We start from the raw sequence: 17,951 nt of genomic DNA, 5'->3' as shown, positions 1-17,951 counted from the left end.
GGGCCCTTTGGAGAATATCGGTTTGATGACCGGCTCCTAGCTGTGCAAGGTCGGTTGAAGTTTCACCAGCGCGGGCAAAACGTCAACCAACCTCCACGTCCAACTTACTCGGTGGACAGCAGGTCCATCGAATGACGGTCCATCATTTCCAGCGCCTTGCCGCCGCCACGGGCGACGCAGGTCAGCGGGTCTTCGGCGACGATCACCGGCAGGCCGGTTTCCTGGGCCAGCAGCTTGTCCAGGTCGCGCAGCAGCGCGCCACCACCGGTCAGCACCAGACCACGCTCGGCGATGTCCGAAGCCAGCTCCGGCGGGGACTGCTCCAGAGCGCTCTTGACCGCCTGGACGATGGTCGCCAGGGATTCCTGCAGCGCTTCGAGCACTTCGTTGGAATTCAGGGTGAAGCTGCGCGGTACGCCTTCGGCCAGGTTGCGGCCACGGACGTCGACTTCGCGGACTTCGCCGCCCGGGAAGGCGGTGCCGATTTCCTGCTTGATGCGCTCGGCGGTGGATTCGCCGATCAGGCTGCCGTAGTTGCGGCGCACATAGGTGACGATGGCTTCGTCGAAACGGTCGCCGCCGACGCGGACGGATTCGGCATAGACCACGCCGTTGAGGGAGATCAGGGCGATCTCGGTGGTGCCGCCGCCGATGTCGACGACCATGGAACCACGGGCCTCTTCGACCGGCAGGCCGGCGCCGATGGCAGCAGCCATCGGCTCTTCGATCAGGTACACCTCACGGGCGCCAGCGCCCAGGGCCGATTCACGGATGGCGCGGCGCTCCACCTGGGTAGACTTGCACGGCACGCAGATCAGCACGCGCGGGCTGGGCTGCAGGAAGCTGTTCTCGTGAACCTTGTTGATGAAGTACTGCAGCATCTTCTCGCAGACGCTGAAGTCGGCGATCACGCCGTCCTTCATCGGACGAATGGCGGCAATGTTGCCCGGGGTACGGCCCAGCATGCGCTTGGCCTCGGTACCGACCGCTACCACGCTTTTCTGGCTGCCGTGGCTACGAATGGCGACCACGGACGGTTCGTTCAGGACGATGCCGCGCTCTCGCACATAAATAAGGGTATTGGCAGTGCCCAGGTCGATCGACAGATCACTGGAGAACATGCCACGCAGTTTTTTGAACATTGGAAAGAAACCCATAGGTGGCGCGTGGGTGAAAAGTGCGCGGGTAAAAAAGTGCGGCAAACTCTAACAATGACGGGGGTTTTGGGCAAGGCGGCAATTTATGCTAGATTCCTCGTTTTTCGGGCCCGCAGGCCCATCCCAGCGGCCTTCGACCGTCTGCCGCGGGTTCTGTTCCCTGCCCCCTCAATTCCTTCCGGCCAGGTCCAGTTCGAACCGGGCCGCTCTAGCTGGAGACCCCGATGGCGCTTGAACGCTCCGACGTGGAAAAGATCGCCCACCTCGCCCGCCTGGGCCTGGAGGAAGCCGACATTTCGCGCACCACCGACACCCTCAACAACATCCTTGGCCTGATCGACGCCATGCAGGCGGTCGACACCGACGGCGTGGAGCCCCTGGCCCACCCGCTGGAAGCCACGCAGCGCCTGCGCGCCGACGCAGTCACCGAGGAGAACCGCCGCGAAGCCTACCAGGCCATCGCGCCGGCCGTGGAAGACGGCCTTTACCTCGTCCCGAAAGTCATCGAGTAAGCGCTAAGGACACGGACATATGCTGCATCAATTGACCCTCGCCGAAGTCGCCCGCGGACTCGCCGACAAGCAATTCTCCGCCCAGGAACTGGCCACTGCCCTGCTCGCGCGCATCCAGCAGCTCGACCCGCAGCTGAACAGCTTCATCACCGTCACCGAAGAAAACGCCCTGGCCCAGGCCAAGGCGGCCGACGAGCGGCGCGCCAAAGGCGAGACCGGTGCCCTGCTGGGCGCACCAATCGCCCACAAGGACCTGTTCTGCACCCAGGGTGTACGCACCAGTTGCGGTTCGAAGATTCTCGACGCCTTCGTCTCGCCCTACGACGCCACCGTCGTCGAACGCCTGGCCGACGCCGGCACCGTGAGCCTGGGCAAGCTGAACATGGACGAGTTCGCCATGGGCTCGGCCAACGAATCCAGCCACTACGGCCCGGTGAAGAACCCCTGGGACACCTCCCGCGTACCGGGCGGCTCCTCCGGTGGCTCCGCCGCCGCCGTGGCGGCGCGCCTGATCCCGGCCGCCACCGGCACCGACACCGGCGGTTCGATCCGCCAGCCGGCCGCGCTGACCAACCTCACCGGCATCAAGCCGACCTACGGCCGCGTATCGCGCTGGGGCATGATCGCCTACGCCTCCAGCCTCGATCAGGGCGGCCCGCTGGCCCGCACCGCCGAGGACTGCGCGCTGATGCTCGGTGCCATGGCCGGCTTCGATCCGAAGGACTCCACCTGCGTCGACCAGCCGGTAGACGACTACCTGGCCGCCCTGGCCAAGCCACTGACCGGCCTGCGCATCGGCCTGCCGAAGGAATACTTCGGCGCCGGCCTGGACAGCCGCATCGCCGACGCGGTGATGAAGGTGGTCGAGCAGCTCAAGCAGCTCGGCGCGGTGGTCAAGGAGATATCCCTGCCGAACATGCAGCACGCGATCCCTGCCTATTATGTGATCGCGCCCGCAGAAGCGAGCTCCAACCTGTCGCGCTTCGATGGCGTTCGCTACGGCTACCGCTGCGAAGACCCGAAGGACCTGCAGGACCTGTACAAGCGCTCCCGCGCCGAAGGTTTCGGCGCTGAGGTGAAGAACCGCATCATGGTCGGCACCTACGCGCTTTCCGCCGGTTACTACGACGCGTATTACCTGAAGGCTCAGAAAATTCGTCGCCTGATCAAGAACGATTTCACCAATGCCTTCGCCGAAGTCGACGTGATCCTCGGCCCGACCACGCCGAACCCGGCCTGGAAACTGGGTGAGAAGAACAACGACCCGGTCGCCCAGTACCTGGAAGACATCTACACCATCACCGCCAACCTCGCCGGCATTCCGGGCCTGTCCATGCCGGCCGGCTTCGTCGACGGCCTGCCGGTGGGCGTCCAGTTGCTCGCGCCGTACTTCCAGGAAGGCCGCCTGCTCAACGTCGCGCACCAGTACCAACTGGTCAGCGACTGGCACAAACAAGCACCGGCTGGATTCTGAGGACGACACACATGCAATGGGAAACCGTGATCGGGCTGGAAATCCACGCACAGCTCTCCACCCAATCGAAGATATTCTCCGGTAGCGCCACCACCTTCGGCGCCGCCCCGAACACCCAGGCCAGCCTGGTCGACCTGGCCATGCCCGGCACCCTGCCGGTGCTGAACCAGGAAGCGGTGCGTATGGCCTGCCAGTTCGGCCTGGCGATCAACGCCGAGATTGCCGAGCGCAACGTGTTCGCGCGCAAGAACTACTTCTACCCGGACCTGCCCAAGGGCTACCAGACCAGCCAGATGGACCACCCCATCGTCGGCAAGGGCCACCTGGACATCACCCTCGAGGACGGCACCGTCAAGCGCGTCGGCATCACCCGCGCGCACCTGGAAGAGGACGCCGGCAAGAGCCTTCACGAAGACTTCCACGGCATGAGCGGCATCGACCTGAACCGCGCCGGCACTCCGCTGCTGGAGATCGTTTCCGAGCCGGACATCCGCAGCGCCAAGGAAGCCGTGGCCTACGTCAAGGCGATCCACGCCATGGTGCGCTATCTGGGCATCTGCGACGGCAACATGGCAGAAGGCTCGCTGCGTTGCGACTGCAACGTCTCGGTACGGCCGAAGGGCCAGGCCGAGTTCGGTACCCGCGCCGAGATCAAGAACGTGAACTCCTTCCGTTTCATCGAGAAGGCGATCAACCACGAAGTGCAGCGCCAGATCGAGTTGATCGAGGACGGCGGCAAGGTCGTGCAGGAAACCCGCCTGTATGACCCGAACAAGGACGAAACGCGCTCCATGCGCAGCAAGGAAGAAGCCAACGACTACCGTTACTTCCCCTGCCCGGACCTGCTGCCGGTGGTGATCGAGCGCTCCTTCCTCGAAGAGCTGCGCGGCCAGCTGCCGGAACTGCCGGACCAGAAGCGCGAGCGCTTCGAGAGCCAGTACGGCCTGTCCGCGTACGACGCCAGCGTGCTGTCCGCCAGCCGCGAGATGGCCAACTACTTCGAACAGGTCCAGGCCATCTGCTCCGACGCCAAGCTGGCGGCCAACTGGGTGATGGGCGAGCTCTCCAGCCTGCTCAACAAGGACGGCCTGGAAATCGAGCAGTCGCCGGTTTCCGCCGAGCACCTGGGCGGCATGATCCTGCGTCTGAAGGACGGCACCATCAACGGCAAGGCAGCCAAGACCGTGTTCGCCGCCATGGCCGAAGGTGAAGGCTCGCCCGACGAGATCATCAAGGCCAAGGACCTGGTGCAGAACACCGATTCGGGCGCCGTCGAGAAGCTGCTGGACGACGTGCTGGCGGCCAACGCCGAGCAGGTCGAACAGTACCGCGCCAGCGACGAAGCCAAGCGCGGCAAGATGTTCGGCTTCTTCGTCGGCCAGGCCATGAAAGCCGCCAAGGGCAAGGCCAACCCGGCGCAAGTGAACGAACTGCTGAAGAAGAAGCTCGAAGCCTGAGCCCACACTTCAACGACGCCGGGCTTGCCCGGCGTTTTTTCGTCCGGAGGTTCGATGCTGCGACCCATGGCCCTCATCGGTTGCCTGGCCCTGCTGGCCGGCTGTAGCACCACGTCATATGACAGCGACTCGGAAGTCTCCGGACGCGGCTACCGCGCCGAAGGCACCGCGTCCTATTACGGCAAGGCGCACCATGGCAAGCGCACCGCCAGTGGCGAGCGCTTCAACCAGAACGCCCTGACCGCCGCCCACCGCACCCTGCCCTTCGGCACGCGGGTGCGGGTGACCAACCTCGACAACGGCCGCAGCGTCGTGGTCCGGATCAACGACCGCGGGCCGTTCGGCCGCGGGCGGATCATCGATGTTTCCAAGGCCGCCGCCGAACAACTCAACATGCTGCGCTCCGGCACCGCGCCGGTGCGCCTGGAAGGTCTCTGAAGGAGCCAGAATGAGCAACGACAACCGCAAGGCCGGCGAGCAGGTCCGCCGTGAAGTGATGGGCGACGCCTTCGTCGACCGCGCGCTGAGCAACGCCACCGAGTTCACCCAGCCGCTGCAGGACTTCGTCAACGAACACGCCTGGGGCGGCGTGTGGAACCGCGAAGGCCTGCCGCTCAAGACCCGCAGCCTGATCACCCTGGCCGCGCTGACCGCGCTCAAGTGCCCGCAGGAGCTGAAAGGCCACGTGCGCGGCGCGCTGAACAACGGCTGCACGGTGGAAGAGATTCGTGAGGCGCTGCTGCATTGCGCGATCTATGCCGGTGTTCCGGCGGCTATCGACGCCTTCCGCGCGGCGCAGGAAGTGATCGACGCGTGGCAGGCGGATCAGAAGGCCTGATTGTCAGCAGCCCCAATAGGCGCTGTTCGCGGGCGTGGCCCGCTCCTACTTGGGATTTCGCAGCGCTGCGGTTCGCGAGCAAGCTCGCTCCTACGAAAAGCGCATCGAGCGTCAGCTCTTGGCTCTTAAAGACTTCCAGTGAAATACCCGCACGCTCCGGAGTGCCCCTTTCAGGAGGCCGAAGGTGATCCGAGTTTCAGGGGTTGAGCGACATGGATGTCGCGAGAGCTGCGATGGGCCAGGGATGGCCCTTCGCAGCGGGCCCCTGAAACTCAGAAGAACCGAGGGTACTTTTCGCGAAGCGAAAAGCCGGATGTAGGGGCGAGACCTTTGCCTACTTTGGGTCGTTTGCCAAAGTAGGTCGCCCGAGGGGGCGAAACGAGAAGGTCGCGCGCACGCCGAAGCGGCGCAAAAAACCTCCCCCGAAGCAGCACGTAGGACGCATAACCCGGAACGGGTTATCCGCCGATACCTCGACGGCGGATAACGCTGGCGCGTTATTCGCCCTACCAGAGCGTCCGCGGCTCCAACGACGGGGTTGGCGTAGGAGCGGACCTTGTCCGCGATGTGCCACAGGCCAGCTCAGAGCGGCCGGCCATCTATCGCGGACGGAGTCCGCTCCTGCGAAAGCGCTCTTGTCTTTACGGGTAACTGAACCGCTTAACCAGCGTCAGTTCCCCTGGCTGGCGCATCGGGATCAGGAAGGACTCCTGCTTCTCGTTCACCGTCCCCTCCTCCGTGACGATGGTTACCTGCGCCGTGGTCAGCGGCTTGGCCGCGTTCACGTCGCCTGAACTTTCATCCGAACTCCAGCCACCGCCGTAGTAGTTCACGTAGACCAGGTACTGGCCCTTAAGCGGGGTCGGGCTGGCGATGATTTCCGGGCCGTAGCCGGTGGTCACGTCGACGTCCTGGGCGGCGCCGTTGGGCAGCGAGCGGTTGCCGTACCAGACGTGCCCGCCATCGGGCGTTACCAGGTGCAGGTCGAGGTCGGTGTTGTCCGAATCCCAGGACAGCATGACCCGCAGCTTGGCTGCGACTTCGCCGCCCCCGCCGCCGTGGTAGAACTGCACGCGCTTGCGCTGCTGGCCATCAGGGCTGACGACCTCGACGCTGTTGGAGCCCGCCGGGAAGGCGAAGGGGCGGTCGAACCTGCCGTCGCTTTCAACCCGCATCGGCATCGCCACGCCATTGACGACGAGGCGTGCCGGCTCCTTGCTGTCCTTGGGCAAGCCACGGATTTCCCCGCGGATACGCGCAGTCTCGGCCTGGTCCGCGCGAGTGTTCACCGAGGACGCCGGGTAATTCACCGTCTGCCGGAAGTCGGCCTTGTCGCCGTCGCCCGCGCGCCAACCACCCAGCGGCGTGTCCAGGCTGATCGGCGATTCGGCGGCCTGCGCGCCCAGCGGGATCAGGCTGGCGAGCAGGGACAGGCGGAGCGCGTGGGCGAGTTTCATGCTGATCATTCCAGTATCAGGCGACGGGCCAGGCTTTCCACGTAGCCCTCGTCTTGTCCATTGGGGTGCGCCTGGAAGGCCAGGTGCAGGTATTCATGAGCCAGGTCGAGGCGGTCCTGCTGGGAGTACAGGCCACGTACGTAGATGCGCTGACGTTCGCGGTCGACGTAGGGCCGGCCACTGCTCAGGCGGCACACGGCGAAAGACTGCAATTCCTCATAGCCCGCCTCGGCTTCCAGGCGCTGCCGCCAGTGGCGGCGCTGCGCCTGCAGCCAGCGTTCGGCCTCGGGCAGCGGCTGGCAGGCGGCGGTCGGGTTGCTCCAGCGGCTCAGGCTGGTGCGCGGGAAGGCGCGGGCGAGGATGGCGTCGTAGCGCAGGCCCTTGGCGGCCTGTTCCTGGGCGTCGCGCCAGGACAGCTTCGACTGCCCCGCCTCGTCCGAGTGATAGGTGACGGTGCCGCCGGCCAGCACCAGATCGGCGGTCCAGGCGGCGATTCCCCGCGCGGCCTCACTGGCCGGGCGCGGTGCCACGCGCTGGCGCTGGCTGCTGTCGTCGATGCTCAGGCAGTCGCCGCGCGGGGCGCCGTTCTGCAGCAGATAGGTGCGGATGGTCACCGCCAGCGCCTTGGCCGCTTCCGGCGGCGTAGCGGAAGCCTCGCGGTCGAGCACACGGGCGACATACTCCTCGCGGGACAGGCGCGCGGTCAGGCGCGGGCCCTGGGCGCCGCGTTCAAGAAACAGATCGCCGCCGCTGTTCACGTCGAGCCTTACGCCATTGGCGAACAGCACATTCTGCCGACCTTCCAGCAGGCCTTCGGCGGCAGGCTGGTTGCGCACGTCGTAGACCTCTTTTAGCGGATAACGGCTGAACAGACTGACCTCCACGCAACGCCCCGGATCGCTTGGCCACGGCGCCGGCAGCGCGACACCGATGGCGTTGCCGTACTTGGCCAGCACCGTCTTGCTGGTGCCCGGCCCGCGCGCCCAGAGCGGTGTGCCGTCCACCAGCCAGCCGGCAAAGCCGCCTTCGCGCTGGCCGCCTTCGTCCCAGCTCCAGGTCTTCACCCGCAGGCGTCCACCCAGGGCAGCGGGAGCGCGCCCGTCATCGGCGGCGAGGCTGACATCCAGCAGCACCTTTCGCGCCTGCTCCTGGGCCGGCAGGTGCTGCAGTTGATCGAGCAGTTCGGCGACCGGCACCTCGGTCTGCGGCGCCAGATGATCGAGTTGCGAGACCCAGGCCGGCGCGTGGCGCGCCTGCCAGTACTGCTGCCAGACCGCGCCGTCGATGCCCAGGCGCCGGGGCTGAAAATACAGACCACAGGACTTCACCAGCGCCGCATCGCGCTCGATGCTCTGCCCCGCCGTGCAGCAATAGACCTCTTCCTTGCTCTCGCCACGGCACGGGTAGGCCGGCTCCTGCTGGCCGGTGTCGCTCAGCCAGGCATAGACGAACAGCTTCCACAGGCTACCCAGCGGCGCGCGCAGGTCGGCGGGAAGCGGCTGGCGATCGAGCACCTGCTGCGGCCCTAGCCACAACAGTTCATCACCCTGCGCAGTGCGCCAGGCCAGCTGCGCCGACTCCTGCGCCCCAAGGGCGCAGAGCGGCAACAGCAGGATCAGCCCGGCGATGCGCGCGCGCATTTACTGGACCTTGATCTTCGCCAGGGCCGGGTTCTGCTCCAGCGCCTGCTCCTGCGGCGCATAGAGGCGCTGGTAGCGCGCCGGCGGCAGGACGAACTCGCCCTTCTGCGAGAAGCGCACCAGGTGGCGGAAGCGCAGCTCGCCGCCCAGGGTGTCCACCGGCACGCCGTAGAACAGGTCGCCCGGTTCGTTGCGCGCGCGCTCCAGGCTGGTCGCCTCGGCGCCGCCCAGGCCGCTGATCTGCAGGCCCCATGTGGTGCGCTCGACATCCGCGCCCGGCGGCAGCGGCACTTCCAGCATGCCGTAGCGCAGGGCTTGCGCCTGTTCGGTGGTCAGGGTCACTTCGTCCAGGTACAGCTCGTCGCTGGACAGCGGCTTGTCGCCCAGTGCCTCGGCGCTGAACGCGAAGGCCTCTTCTCCTGGCACCAGGCGCAGCAGGCGACGCTTGATGGTGACCGGCAGTTGGCTGGCCGGCGCTTCGGCACTGCGGAAGGTGATCGAAGCGTTGAGCGGGCGCGACGGTGCGGCGGAGAGGTCCAGCTGCGCCGGCACTGCCTTGCCCTGCCATTGCCAGAAGGCATCGCCTGTCGTGCTGTGCTTTTCCTTCCAGTCCGCCACCGGCTTGGGCAGCTCGGCGGCCGGAGCTTCGGCCACGGCGCGCTGCATCCAGGTCAGTGCCAGGGCGCGTTCGATGGTGGACTGCTGCGGTGCGAGACTCAGCAGCAGTGCGCGGGCGCGGTTGGCGTCCACGGTGCCGCTGTAGAGCTGCACCGCCCGGGCGAAGGGCTGGTCGCTGGTGTTCAGCTTCAGGCGCGCAGCATCCAGTTGCTTGGCGAAGCCTTGCGGCAGCGCGACCTTGTTCTGCTCGGCCAGGCTGGCCGTCAGCACACGGGCGACCGCCAGGCCCAGCTCGGAATCCGGACTGCCCATGACCAGGCTGTCGTCGCTGTCGAATTCGTTCACCGACTTCGCCGCCTCGCCGTTGCCAGCATTCTGCAGGTCGGTGAGCAGGCCGCTGACCAGGGTCTGCACCGGCAACTTCATGTCGCGGGCGAAGGCCAGGATCAGCGCGCGCTGCAGCAGCGGCGTGGCGCTGGCGCGTGCGGAGTACAGCTCCAGTACGCGCTGCCAGTGGTCCGGCGGCAGCTGGATTTCCAGTGCGCGGCTGGCGTGCCAGTCGGCGTAATAGGCATAGGCGGTGAGGAAGGCGTCGTAGTCTTCGCCGCCCCACCAGGTGAAGTAGGCGTCCGGGCCGGCCATCTGCACCAAGCGCAGGCGGCTGGTCTGCATGATCAGCCGCAGGCGGTCGCGCACGCGCGGCTCACCGTTGGCCAGCATCGGGTAGGCCACACTCAGCGGCAGCAATTGGCTGGCGGTCTGCTCGACGCCACCCCAGGGGTAGTCGAGCAGCGAGTCGAGATTGCCGCGCAACAGGGCCTGGGCGCTGTCATCCAGGCGTAGGCTGACGTCGCGGGCGTCCGCCGGCAGCTGCAGCGGAGTGTTCTGCGCGTTGACCTGCAGCGGCCTGGACTGCAGCACCTGCCAGCTGTCCGCCACGAGGCTGAAGTGCACGCCGAGGCTATCGCGCACCTGGCCGTCCTGGCGCAGTTCGACGCTCCAGTCGCCATCGCTGAGCGGCTGTTGCGGCAGGGCGATGTAGTTGACGCCACGCTTGAGGTCCAGCGCCTGGGTCTTCTCCGCGCCATTGGCGCGGATCAGCAGCTCGGCCTGGGTGTCCTGCTCGCCCTGGTTGAAGACGAACAGGCCCAGGTCCGGCGCATCGCCCGTGCGGAAGCGTTTCGGGCCACTCCACTTCAGGTAAAGCGGCTTCTCGGAGCGAATGAACTGCTTCTTCTGGCCGACCTGCCCCTGGTCATCCATGGCGCGGGCGGTGATACGCCAGCGGGTCAGGGAGTCGGGCATGCGGAACTTGAACTGGGCCTTGCCGTTGGCGTCGGTGACCAGCTCCGGCTCCCAGGCGGCGGTGTCGACTTCCTCGCGACGCGGCCGCTCCAGCACCTTCACGCCACGCTCGCTACGGTTGGCGCGACCGGGCGCGCTGGGCGTGCCGGGCAGTGCCACGTCGTAGCTGATGAACGCAAGGCTGGCACTGGTGCGCACGTTGTTGCGGCGCGGGTGGTAGAAGAACTGGTCGATACCCGGAGCGATCTCCGGCTGCAGTGCGTAGATCATCTCGTCCACCACACTCACGGTGAGGTGACTGGAGACAGGCTTGCCGGCGTAGGCGGTGTCGAGGTTGACGGTGACCGTCTCGCCCGGCTCGTAGCGTTCCTTGTCGGTGCTGACGGCGATCTCCACCTGCGGCACGGCGACCTTGATGCCGGCGTTCTGGAAGCTGTAGTCACCGCTGCGGGTGTAGAGCACGGAGAAGGTGAGGTTCGGCGAGAACTCGGCCGTCACCGGAATGCGGGCGCGGTACTGGGTCGGGTTGAGCTTTTCCAGCTTCAGCCAGTCGCCGCCCTTGGACAGCAGCGCGGTGGCCTCGACCTTGTCGCGCTCCAGCGACAACAGCGCGTCATCCACGGGTTCGGGGAAGGTGATCAGCGCCAGCGCTTCTTCACCGGCCTGGTACTCAGCCTTGTCGAGGACGATTTCCACGGTGCCCGGGACAGCCTTTACGCCATCGCCGCTGACCGAGTGGCCGGTTCCGCCGAGCAGTTGACCGGCCTTGTCGCGCAGCTCGACGCTGTAGGTGCCGGGCTTGTCGAAGGTAATGGCGAACTTGCCGCCTTCGACTGCGCCGTCGCCGCTGCTGCGGTCTTCCAGACGTAGCCAGCGGTAGGCGGTGGGCTGGATCTGGGTTTGCTGTTCGGCGGCGTAGCTGAACTCGACCTTGTCACCGGCGGCGCTGAAGCGCTGCGGCGCGCTCACGCGGTAACGCGCGGCGCCACGTTCGATGAGGATTTCCTTGCTGGTTTTCACCCGGTACGCGGCGCCATCGCTGGCGAACACGGTGAGCATGTAGCGGCTGGGCTTCTCCGCCGCCGGCAGGTCCAGCGCGGCGCGGCCCTGGGCGTCGGTGGTGATCTGTGCGCTGGTCAGCTCCACGGGGAACTGGCCGAGGTACTGCAGTTCGTTGTCCACCATGGACAGCTGCTGCGCGCGCAGGCTCAGCTCCAGGCGGGCATTGGCCACCGGCTTGCCGTCCGGGTAGAGCAGGATCAGGTTGCCCTTCACCGGCTCGCCGGTCTTGAAGTCCGGCTTGGCCAGGTCGAGGGAAATCTCGAAATGCGGCTTGATGTACTCGGCGACGCGGAAGGCGCTGCTGTAGGTCTGGTCGCGGTAGTCGAAGCGCAGCTCGTAGCCGCCGGCGACGGCGTTGGCCGGCAGCTGGAAGCGGCCGTTGGTGCCGCTCCTGGCGTCGTACTTGAGGTCGAGGGTCTGCAGCGTGGTGCCGGCGGCATCGATCACCGACAGGCGCAGCGGCGCGCTCTGCGGCGACTGCGATTCACGGGAGTTCTTGAACTCGCGGCCGACGATCTTCAGCGACACCCAGTCGCCCGGACGGTACAGCGGGCGGTCGGTGAAGGCGTAGAGCTTGGTGTCGTAGATTTCGCTGTCGTAATAGAAGTTCTCGGAGACGAAGACGCCGCCCTCCTCGTCCTCGCCGATCACGAAGGAGCGCTCGGGACTGACGTGCTGCAGGCGCAGCAGGCCGTCGGCATCGCTGCTGCCGCTGCTCATCACACCCAGGCCATCGGTCCACAGCACCTTGGCGCCACCGACCGGGGTGCCTTCATGCTTGCGTGCGGTCCACACCAGTAGCTCATTGCCGGCGATCTTGCTCACCGCAACGCTGTTGGAGACGAACACCACCGTGGTCGCACGGTACTTGCCGACCAGTGCTTCCACCAGGTACAGGCCGGGCTTGAGCTTGCCCAGCGGCACGTAGACGTTGCCCGGTGCGACGTTGATGAACTCGCTGGAAGAACCGGCGAGGCTGACTTCCTTCGGCGGCTGGATCGGCTTGGCGTCCCACAATGGATAGCGGAACTGACTGACCATCGGCAGGCCGGGAATCGGCGCGTACTGCGGCTGCGCGTCATAAGGCGTCGGCGCGCGCATGGCATTGCCCATCTTCAGCTCGGGCACCACCTCGGTGACCTGCTGGCGCGACTCGTAGGAGAAGGTCCGCTGCATCACCCGACGCGACTTGCGGTACCAGTTGTCCCACAGGTAAGCCAGGGTGTTGGACAGGCCCTCGCCCTTGAACTGCCCCTCGGACAGCACGCGGTGCAGGTTCTTCTGACGCTTGAGGAAGTCCAGCGGCTGGTCGATGCGGTAGACGCGGATGTCCGCGCCACCGTAGGGCTCCATGCGATAGCGGCGGTAGTCGCGACCGGGCGCCTCCAGGCGCACCTTGGCCACCTCGTCGGAAGCGAAGCTGGTGTCGGCGAGCAGAAAGAACGACTCGCCGGCCATGGGCGTGTAGCCGCTCGCCGGAACGTCGTCGTCCGCCTGCACGATCGTGGGCGCGGCGGCGAACAGGCCGGCGCACACCAGGGCAGCGGCAATGCCGCGCAGCGCGTTCATCGGGTCAGGAAGGACAAGCGATAGACGCCGATAAAGTTGGGATTGGATTCGTCGGGTATCCATCGGGTGTCCTTCCATGTCATGAGTTGTTGCAGGCTGACCGAGCGCATGCCGTTGTCGGTCGCCGTACGAGTGCCGGTGTGATAAGCGATGTCGCGGCCCATCCAGATCATCAGATGCTGGTCATCGCCCTGGTCGAAGAACATCAGGTCGCCGGGGCGCGCCTGGTTGAGGTCGCGGCCAACGAGCTGGCTGTTGTATTGAATGAGTTTGATCGCGTTGACGTAGGGGCCGGTCTTGCCGCCGCCCTGCTGCCAGGTCTGCGCGAGATTGCGCTGCGCGTCGGACAGCTCCAGCTCCGGCGGCAGGTAGCGGTTGGACATGCCGTTGGCGCGCAGCCACTTGGCGTCGTGCACCTTCAGCGCCTCGTTGGCGGCGAAGCGCACGAGACCCGCGCAGTCCTGCTGGTACCAGCGCGGGTTCGGCCCGCGGCGCAGCTGCTCCTCGGCGATGCGCACGAACCAGGCGCGGAACACCTGGGTCTGCTGCGCATCCAGCGCCGGCTCCGTTGCGTGCGCCAGCGTGGCGACAAGCAGACTGGCCAGCAGCATGAGGGGTTTGCGGATCACAGTGCCTTCCATTCCAGCGGCAACCACTCCCACTCACCGCTGGGCTCGCTGCCAGCCGGCAGGGTCAGGGCGTAGGAGCCGTTGCCGGCGAGAGTCTTCAGGCGCGGCAGGAGCAGCGTGTCGGCGGCGTTGCGGAATACCGGCTCGATGTCCTGCGGCAGGCTGTCCAGGGTCTCGCGCTGGAGCAGTGCGGACAGCGTCTTGGGCGCCAGGTACGCGGGCACCAGGGCGTCCTTGGGCAGCACGTCGGCCAGCGGCGGATAGCGCTTGGCCAGGGTGTTGCGGGCCTTGTCGAGCAGCTTGTCGTCGATGGAGAACAGCAGGGTATTGCCATCGCGCAGCAGGCTGACGCGGAAGAAGCCGTTGCCACTGACCTGATCGGGATTCTCCGCCTCACTGGCCGGGTACTGGCCGAAGCGTGAGCTGACCTGACGCTGCCACAGGCGACCTTCGCCCTCGGCACGGCTTTCAACCTCGAAGGCGCCGGCTTCCACATTGGCCTCGTAGGCGCCGATCATGCTGCCGAACAGCTTGCCCAGTTGCTCGTCCAGCTCAGGGCTGGCGGGCGCGTCGAGCTTCACCGCGAGCAGCGGTGAGTGCAGGCGCGAATCCGGGTACCAGCACAGGCCGGCAGCGCCGGAGAGGTGCTCGGAGAAGGCTGCGGCCATCTTCTGCTCGGCGCCCAGCTTCACCAGCATGTTGTCGTACAGGCCCGGCGTGACCGGCAGCGCGACGCAGGCGCTGGCGCCCATGGGCATGGCCTGCCAGACAGGGGTGAAGTCCAGGTCCGGCTGGCGGGCGACTTCATTGAGTGCCAGGTAGCTGTGCCAGCCGTCCTTGCCCTGCTCGAAGCGCACGCCGGAGAAGGTCGGGATAAGGCGCTGGTAGCCCATGGCGATGACGCCTGCACCCAGGGTGATGCGCTGTTTCAGCTCGCCGCGCGGCTCCAGGGCGAAGTCCTTGGCGAACAGCGGCTCGCCTTCCAGTGCGGTGCCCAGGTCCTTGGCGACGGCGGCATCGGGCTCGCCCAGGTTGTCGTAATCCGGGTTGGGGAAGAGCATTTTCGGGTTCGACAGAACCAGCATCTGCTCGCCACGGGAGACGAACAGCAGGGTCTTCTCGGCGCCATAGCGCAGGCTGTAGACCGGCGTGGCGCTGCCCTTCACCTGGATTTCCGCGACCTTCTTCAGCTGGCTGTCATCGGCCGCTATCCTGGCCAGCGGCTCCAGCACCCTGGCCAGGCCGCCGCGCTTGAGCACCACCATGAAGTCGCGCAGACGGCCATCGGCACCGCGCCACAAGGCGACCTGGGCCGGCTGGTCGAGCAGTTCCTCGATCACGCTGTCCTTCAGGGTCAGGTCGTGTTCGTAGACGATGCGCCGCAGGGTACCGGTCAGGCCCAGGCGGTCGGCGTTGTTCTCGTAGTAGAAGACGAAGTCTTCGGTGAGCACGTCGCGCAGCAGCGGCACTTCCAGCACGGCCTTGGGCAACTGGCTGAGGGAGGCACTCTCGATCAGCGCGTCGGGGCGCTTGAGGTCTCGGACCACTTCGGGGCTTTCCGGTGCTTCCAGGGTGCCCACCGGCGCCGAGTGGAAGGCCGGGATCAGGCCGAAGGCCAGGGCCAGGCCGCCGGCGACCAGCGCGGCGGCGAGCGCGCCGATGGCGATCAGCGGACCACGGCCAGGGGCCTGGGCCGGGGTCAGCGTGGGGGTGCTGTCTGGGCTGCTGGAGGGCGTATTGTCGCTCATGGATCGCTTGTCCCGTGTCATCCCTGCGAGGGGCGAATTCAGTAGTTGAAGGTCTTCACCAGCACCAGATCACCGATGGTGCGCATCGGCACCACGAAGGTCTCGCGCTTCTCGTTGACGGTATTTTCGTTGAACACCAGGTTGATCTCGGCGGTGATCACGTCCTGCTCGTGGTTACCCTCCTGGAAGTTGTAACCCTGGCTGGCGTTGTAGTTGCCCCAGTAGTTCACGTAGACCAGGTAGGTACCGTGCAACGGCGCGGCCATGGTGAACATTTCCGGGCCGGGACCGTCGACGCCATCGGGGTCGAGGCCGCCGCCGTTGCTCAGGCGCGGCCGCGCCCAGAAGGCATGCTGGCCGTCGGGCGTGACGATATGCAGGTCGAGCTCGGCCTTGGGGTCGTTCCAGCCCAGCGCCAGGCGCAGGCGCGGCGCGACCCGGTGGTTGTTGGCTTCGTAGAACTGGATGCGCTTGAGGGATTTGCCCTCGGCGCTGGCCACCTCGACGCTGTTGCTGCCGGCGCCGAAGTTGTACGGACGGACGAACTTGCCTTCGCCGTCGGTATAGAGAGGGAGCGGGTTGCCGTTGACCACCAGGCGCTGGGCGCGGTCGACACCGGCCACTTCGCGCAGATGGCCTTCGATCAGGCTGCGGCCACGGGAACCGCCCCGGTCGATGGGCGGCGTGGGATAGGCCACACGGGGCACGCTGGGATCATCGGTCAGGCCCGAATAGCGCCAGCCGGCGGCAGGGCTGGAGAGGTCCGCACCCGGCTCGGCAGCGACCGTCGCAGCCAGGAGACTGGCTGACAGAAAAAAGACGGCACGAACCATCCGACGCGTGAGCTGCATGAACATTCCTTGATCGTGCATAGCGGGGGGAGCCAAATGTAACCGGTCTTGTCGACGCGCGGAACGGCGTTCGCGCGGCGTTGCGACTCAGGGCGATCTTTCGGAAATTTCCTACAAACTGAATAGCCTTTTGCGCAACACCCATTGGAAGAATCTCGACTTCCCCCGAGTCACATCCAGCCGCCCCACTGCAGGACGAAGATGCCGATGTTGGTCGTCAGCGCCGCCACCAGGGTAGTGATGACGATGATCGACGCCGCCAGTTCGTGGTTGCCGTTGGCCGCACGGGCCATGACATAGCTGGCCGCTGCCGTGGGGCTGGCGAAATAGAGGAACAGCACGCCCAGTTCGGCGCCGCGGAAGCCCAATGCCCAGGCGACGGAGGTGCAGATCAGCGGCAGCCAGACCATCTTCATCAGGCTCGCGCTGATCGCCAGCCCGCCGCTTTCGCGCAACGAGGCCAGCGACAGGGTGCCGCCGATACACACCAGCGCCAGCGGCAGGGTCATCTGGGCGAAGTAGTCAGCGGAGGTCAGCAGCCACTTCGGCAGGCCGATACCGAACCAGGAGAACGGCAGCGCCGCCAATACGCTGATGATCAGCGGATTGCAGATGACATTGCGGGCGATGCTCAGCGGGTCGGACTTCATGCTCGGGCTGTAGATCGCCAGCACCACCGAGGACAGCGTGTTGTAGCAGAGGATCACCAGCGCAGCGAGGACCGAGCCCAGCGCCAGGCCGTGGTCGCCATAGAGGCTGGTGGCCAGCGCCAGACCGATGATGCCGTTGTTGCCCCGGAACGAGCCCTGCACATAGACGCCGCGCTCCTCGCGCGGCACCCGCCAGGCCGCCCAGCCCCAGGCCAGCAAGAAGCCCACCAGGGTCGCCGCGCAGAAGTACAGCAGCACTTCCGGGCGCGCCGCACTGTGCAGGTCGGAGTGGTAGATGCCGAGGAACAGCATCGCCGGCATGGTGGCGTTGAACACCAGCGCCGACGCCGTCTGGATGAATTCCGGGTTGATCGCCCCCACGCGGCGCAGCAGCACTCCGAGGAACAGCATGGCGAAGACCGGGGCGGTGATGCTGAAGGTCTGGAGCAGAAGTGCGAGCATGGGGCGGGAGGGTCTGGGCGGTGGGGGCGACAATCATAGCAAGCTAAGTACCCACCGCGCCGGGGCAAATCAGGCTTCGGCTTCCTCTTCGCGCACCGGAGCCGGCAGTTCCAGCGGCCTGGGAGATTCGCCGTCGGCCAGGCGGGTCAGCTTGCCGTCCACGGTGGCGCCGTTTTCCATGCTCAGCTGACGGTACTGGATGTTACCGACCACCCGCGCGTTGGAGTGCAGTTCCAGCAGGTGCTCGACATAGAGGTCGCCGATGATGGTGCCGTCGATCAGCGCGTCGTAGCTGCTGACGTTGCCTTCGATCCGCCCTTCCGCACTGAGCGCCAGCAGGCTGGCTGCGCCGGGCTTGTGGCAGACGTTGCCCTTCACCGTGCCGAGGATCTTCAGGCCGTCCTGGAACTGCATGTCGCCGACCAGATCGACATTGCCCGAAAGCAGGCTGGAGAACTTGTCCACCGACACCTGCGGGCCCTTCTTCTTGCTGTTGCTGAACATCGCAATTCCTCGCGCGTA

Annotated in this window: 14 protein-coding genes; 5 read left to right on the top strand and 9 right to left on the bottom strand. The window is 66.3% G+C overall.

Translation table 11 applies throughout. The annotated features are described in order from the left end of the window. Nucleotides 1-104: 104 nt before the first annotated feature. The gene (gene mreB / locus IB275_RS05455) at nt 105-1,142 is read right to left on the bottom strand and encodes a rod shape-determining protein MreB (RefSeq protein WP_017518164.1); all 1,038 of its coding nucleotides are present in this window, start codon (nt 1,140-1,142) and stop codon (nt 105-107) included. A gap of 239 nt (nt 1,143-1,381) precedes the next feature. On the opposite strand from mreB, the gene gatC reads away from it, so the two are divergent. The 5 genes from gatC to IB275_RS05430 are packed head-to-tail and all read left to right on the top strand — an operon-like array spanning nt 1,382 to nt 5,438. Beyond that, complete coding sequence (gene gatC / locus IB275_RS05450) at nt 1,382-1,669, top strand: Asp-tRNA(Asn)/Glu-tRNA(Gln) amidotransferase subunit GatC (RefSeq protein ID WP_015475813.1); 288 nt, start codon at nt 1,382-1,384, stop codon at nt 1,667-1,669. A gap of 19 nt (nt 1,670-1,688) precedes the next feature. Beyond that, entirely contained in the window at nt 1,689-3,143 is a 1,455-nt protein-coding gene (gatA, locus tag IB275_RS05445) for an Asp-tRNA(Asn)/Glu-tRNA(Gln) amidotransferase subunit GatA (protein ID WP_138212268.1), read from the top strand. An 11-nt stretch (nt 3,144-3,154) separates the two neighbouring features. Beyond that, nucleotides 3,155-4,600 (top strand): Asp-tRNA(Asn)/Glu-tRNA(Gln) amidotransferase subunit GatB, encoded by a 1,446-nt coding sequence (gene gatB / locus IB275_RS05440; RefSeq protein WP_192290037.1) that lies wholly within the window; start codon nt 3,155-3,157, stop codon nt 4,598-4,600. Nucleotides 4,601-4,654: 54 nt separating this feature from the next. Beyond that, the gene (locus tag IB275_RS05435) at nt 4,655-5,038 is read left to right on the top strand and encodes a septal ring lytic transglycosylase RlpA family protein (protein ID WP_081517440.1); all 384 of its coding nucleotides are present in this window, start codon (nt 4,655-4,657) and stop codon (nt 5,036-5,038) included. 10 nt (nt 5,039-5,048) lie between these two features. After that, nucleotides 5,049-5,438 (top strand): carboxymuconolactone decarboxylase family protein, encoded by a 390-nt coding sequence (locus IB275_RS05430; RefSeq protein WP_192290038.1) that lies wholly within the window; start codon nt 5,049-5,051, stop codon nt 5,436-5,438. 641 nt (nt 5,439-6,079) lie between these two features. Here the strand turns inward: IB275_RS05430 and IB275_RS05425 are convergent. The 8 genes from IB275_RS05425 to IB275_RS05390 form a co-directional block, all read right to left on the bottom strand. Continuing rightward, entirely contained in the window at nt 6,080-6,895 is an 816-nt protein-coding gene (locus IB275_RS05425; RefSeq protein WP_192290040.1) for a YfaP family protein, read from the bottom strand. A gap of 5 nt (nt 6,896-6,900) precedes the next feature. Then, nucleotides 6,901-8,535 (bottom strand): DUF2300 domain-containing protein, encoded by a 1,635-nt coding sequence (locus IB275_RS05420; protein ID WP_192290042.1) that lies wholly within the window; start codon nt 8,533-8,535, stop codon nt 6,901-6,903. Then, the gene (locus IB275_RS05415; RefSeq protein ID WP_192290044.1) at nt 8,536-13,089 is read right to left on the bottom strand and encodes an alpha-2-macroglobulin family protein; all 4,554 of its coding nucleotides are present in this window, start codon (nt 13,087-13,089) and stop codon (nt 8,536-8,538) included. Then, complete coding sequence (locus tag IB275_RS05410) at nt 13,086-13,700, bottom strand: DUF1175 domain-containing protein (RefSeq protein WP_225594755.1); 615 nt, start codon at nt 13,698-13,700, stop codon at nt 13,086-13,088. Before IB275_RS05410 ends, IB275_RS05415 begins: the two co-directional genes overlap by 4 nt. Nucleotides 13,701-13,714: 14 nt before the next feature. Further along, nucleotides 13,715-15,466: a DUF2138 domain-containing protein gene (locus IB275_RS05405; protein ID WP_192290051.1), complete on the bottom strand. Its 1,752-nt coding sequence runs from the start codon at nt 15,464-15,466 to the stop codon at nt 13,715-13,717. Between the two features lie 38 nt (nt 15,467-15,504). Beyond that, nucleotides 15,505-16,299 (bottom strand): YfaP family protein, encoded by a 795-nt coding sequence (locus IB275_RS05400; protein WP_225601869.1) that lies wholly within the window; start codon nt 16,297-16,299, stop codon nt 15,505-15,507. A 188-nt stretch (nt 16,300-16,487) separates the two neighbouring features. Then, on the bottom strand, nt 16,488-17,429 hold the full coding sequence (locus tag IB275_RS05395) for an AEC family transporter (RefSeq protein WP_192290055.1): 942 nt from the start codon (nt 17,427-17,429) through the stop codon (nt 16,488-16,490). 69 nt (nt 17,430-17,498) lie between these two features. After that, entirely contained in the window at nt 17,499-17,933 is a 435-nt protein-coding gene (locus IB275_RS05390) for a bactofilin family protein (RefSeq protein WP_192290057.1), read from the bottom strand. Nucleotides 17,934-17,951: the final 18 nt, after the last annotated feature.

It is taken from the genome of Pseudomonas sp. PDM21 (genome assembly GCF_014852505.2).
GTDB lineage: Bacteria > Pseudomonadota > Gammaproteobacteria > Pseudomonadales > Pseudomonadaceae > Pseudomonas.
The sequence above is the reverse complement of the archived record's forward strand: the minus strand, read 5'-3'. Positions and strand labels throughout refer to the sequence as shown.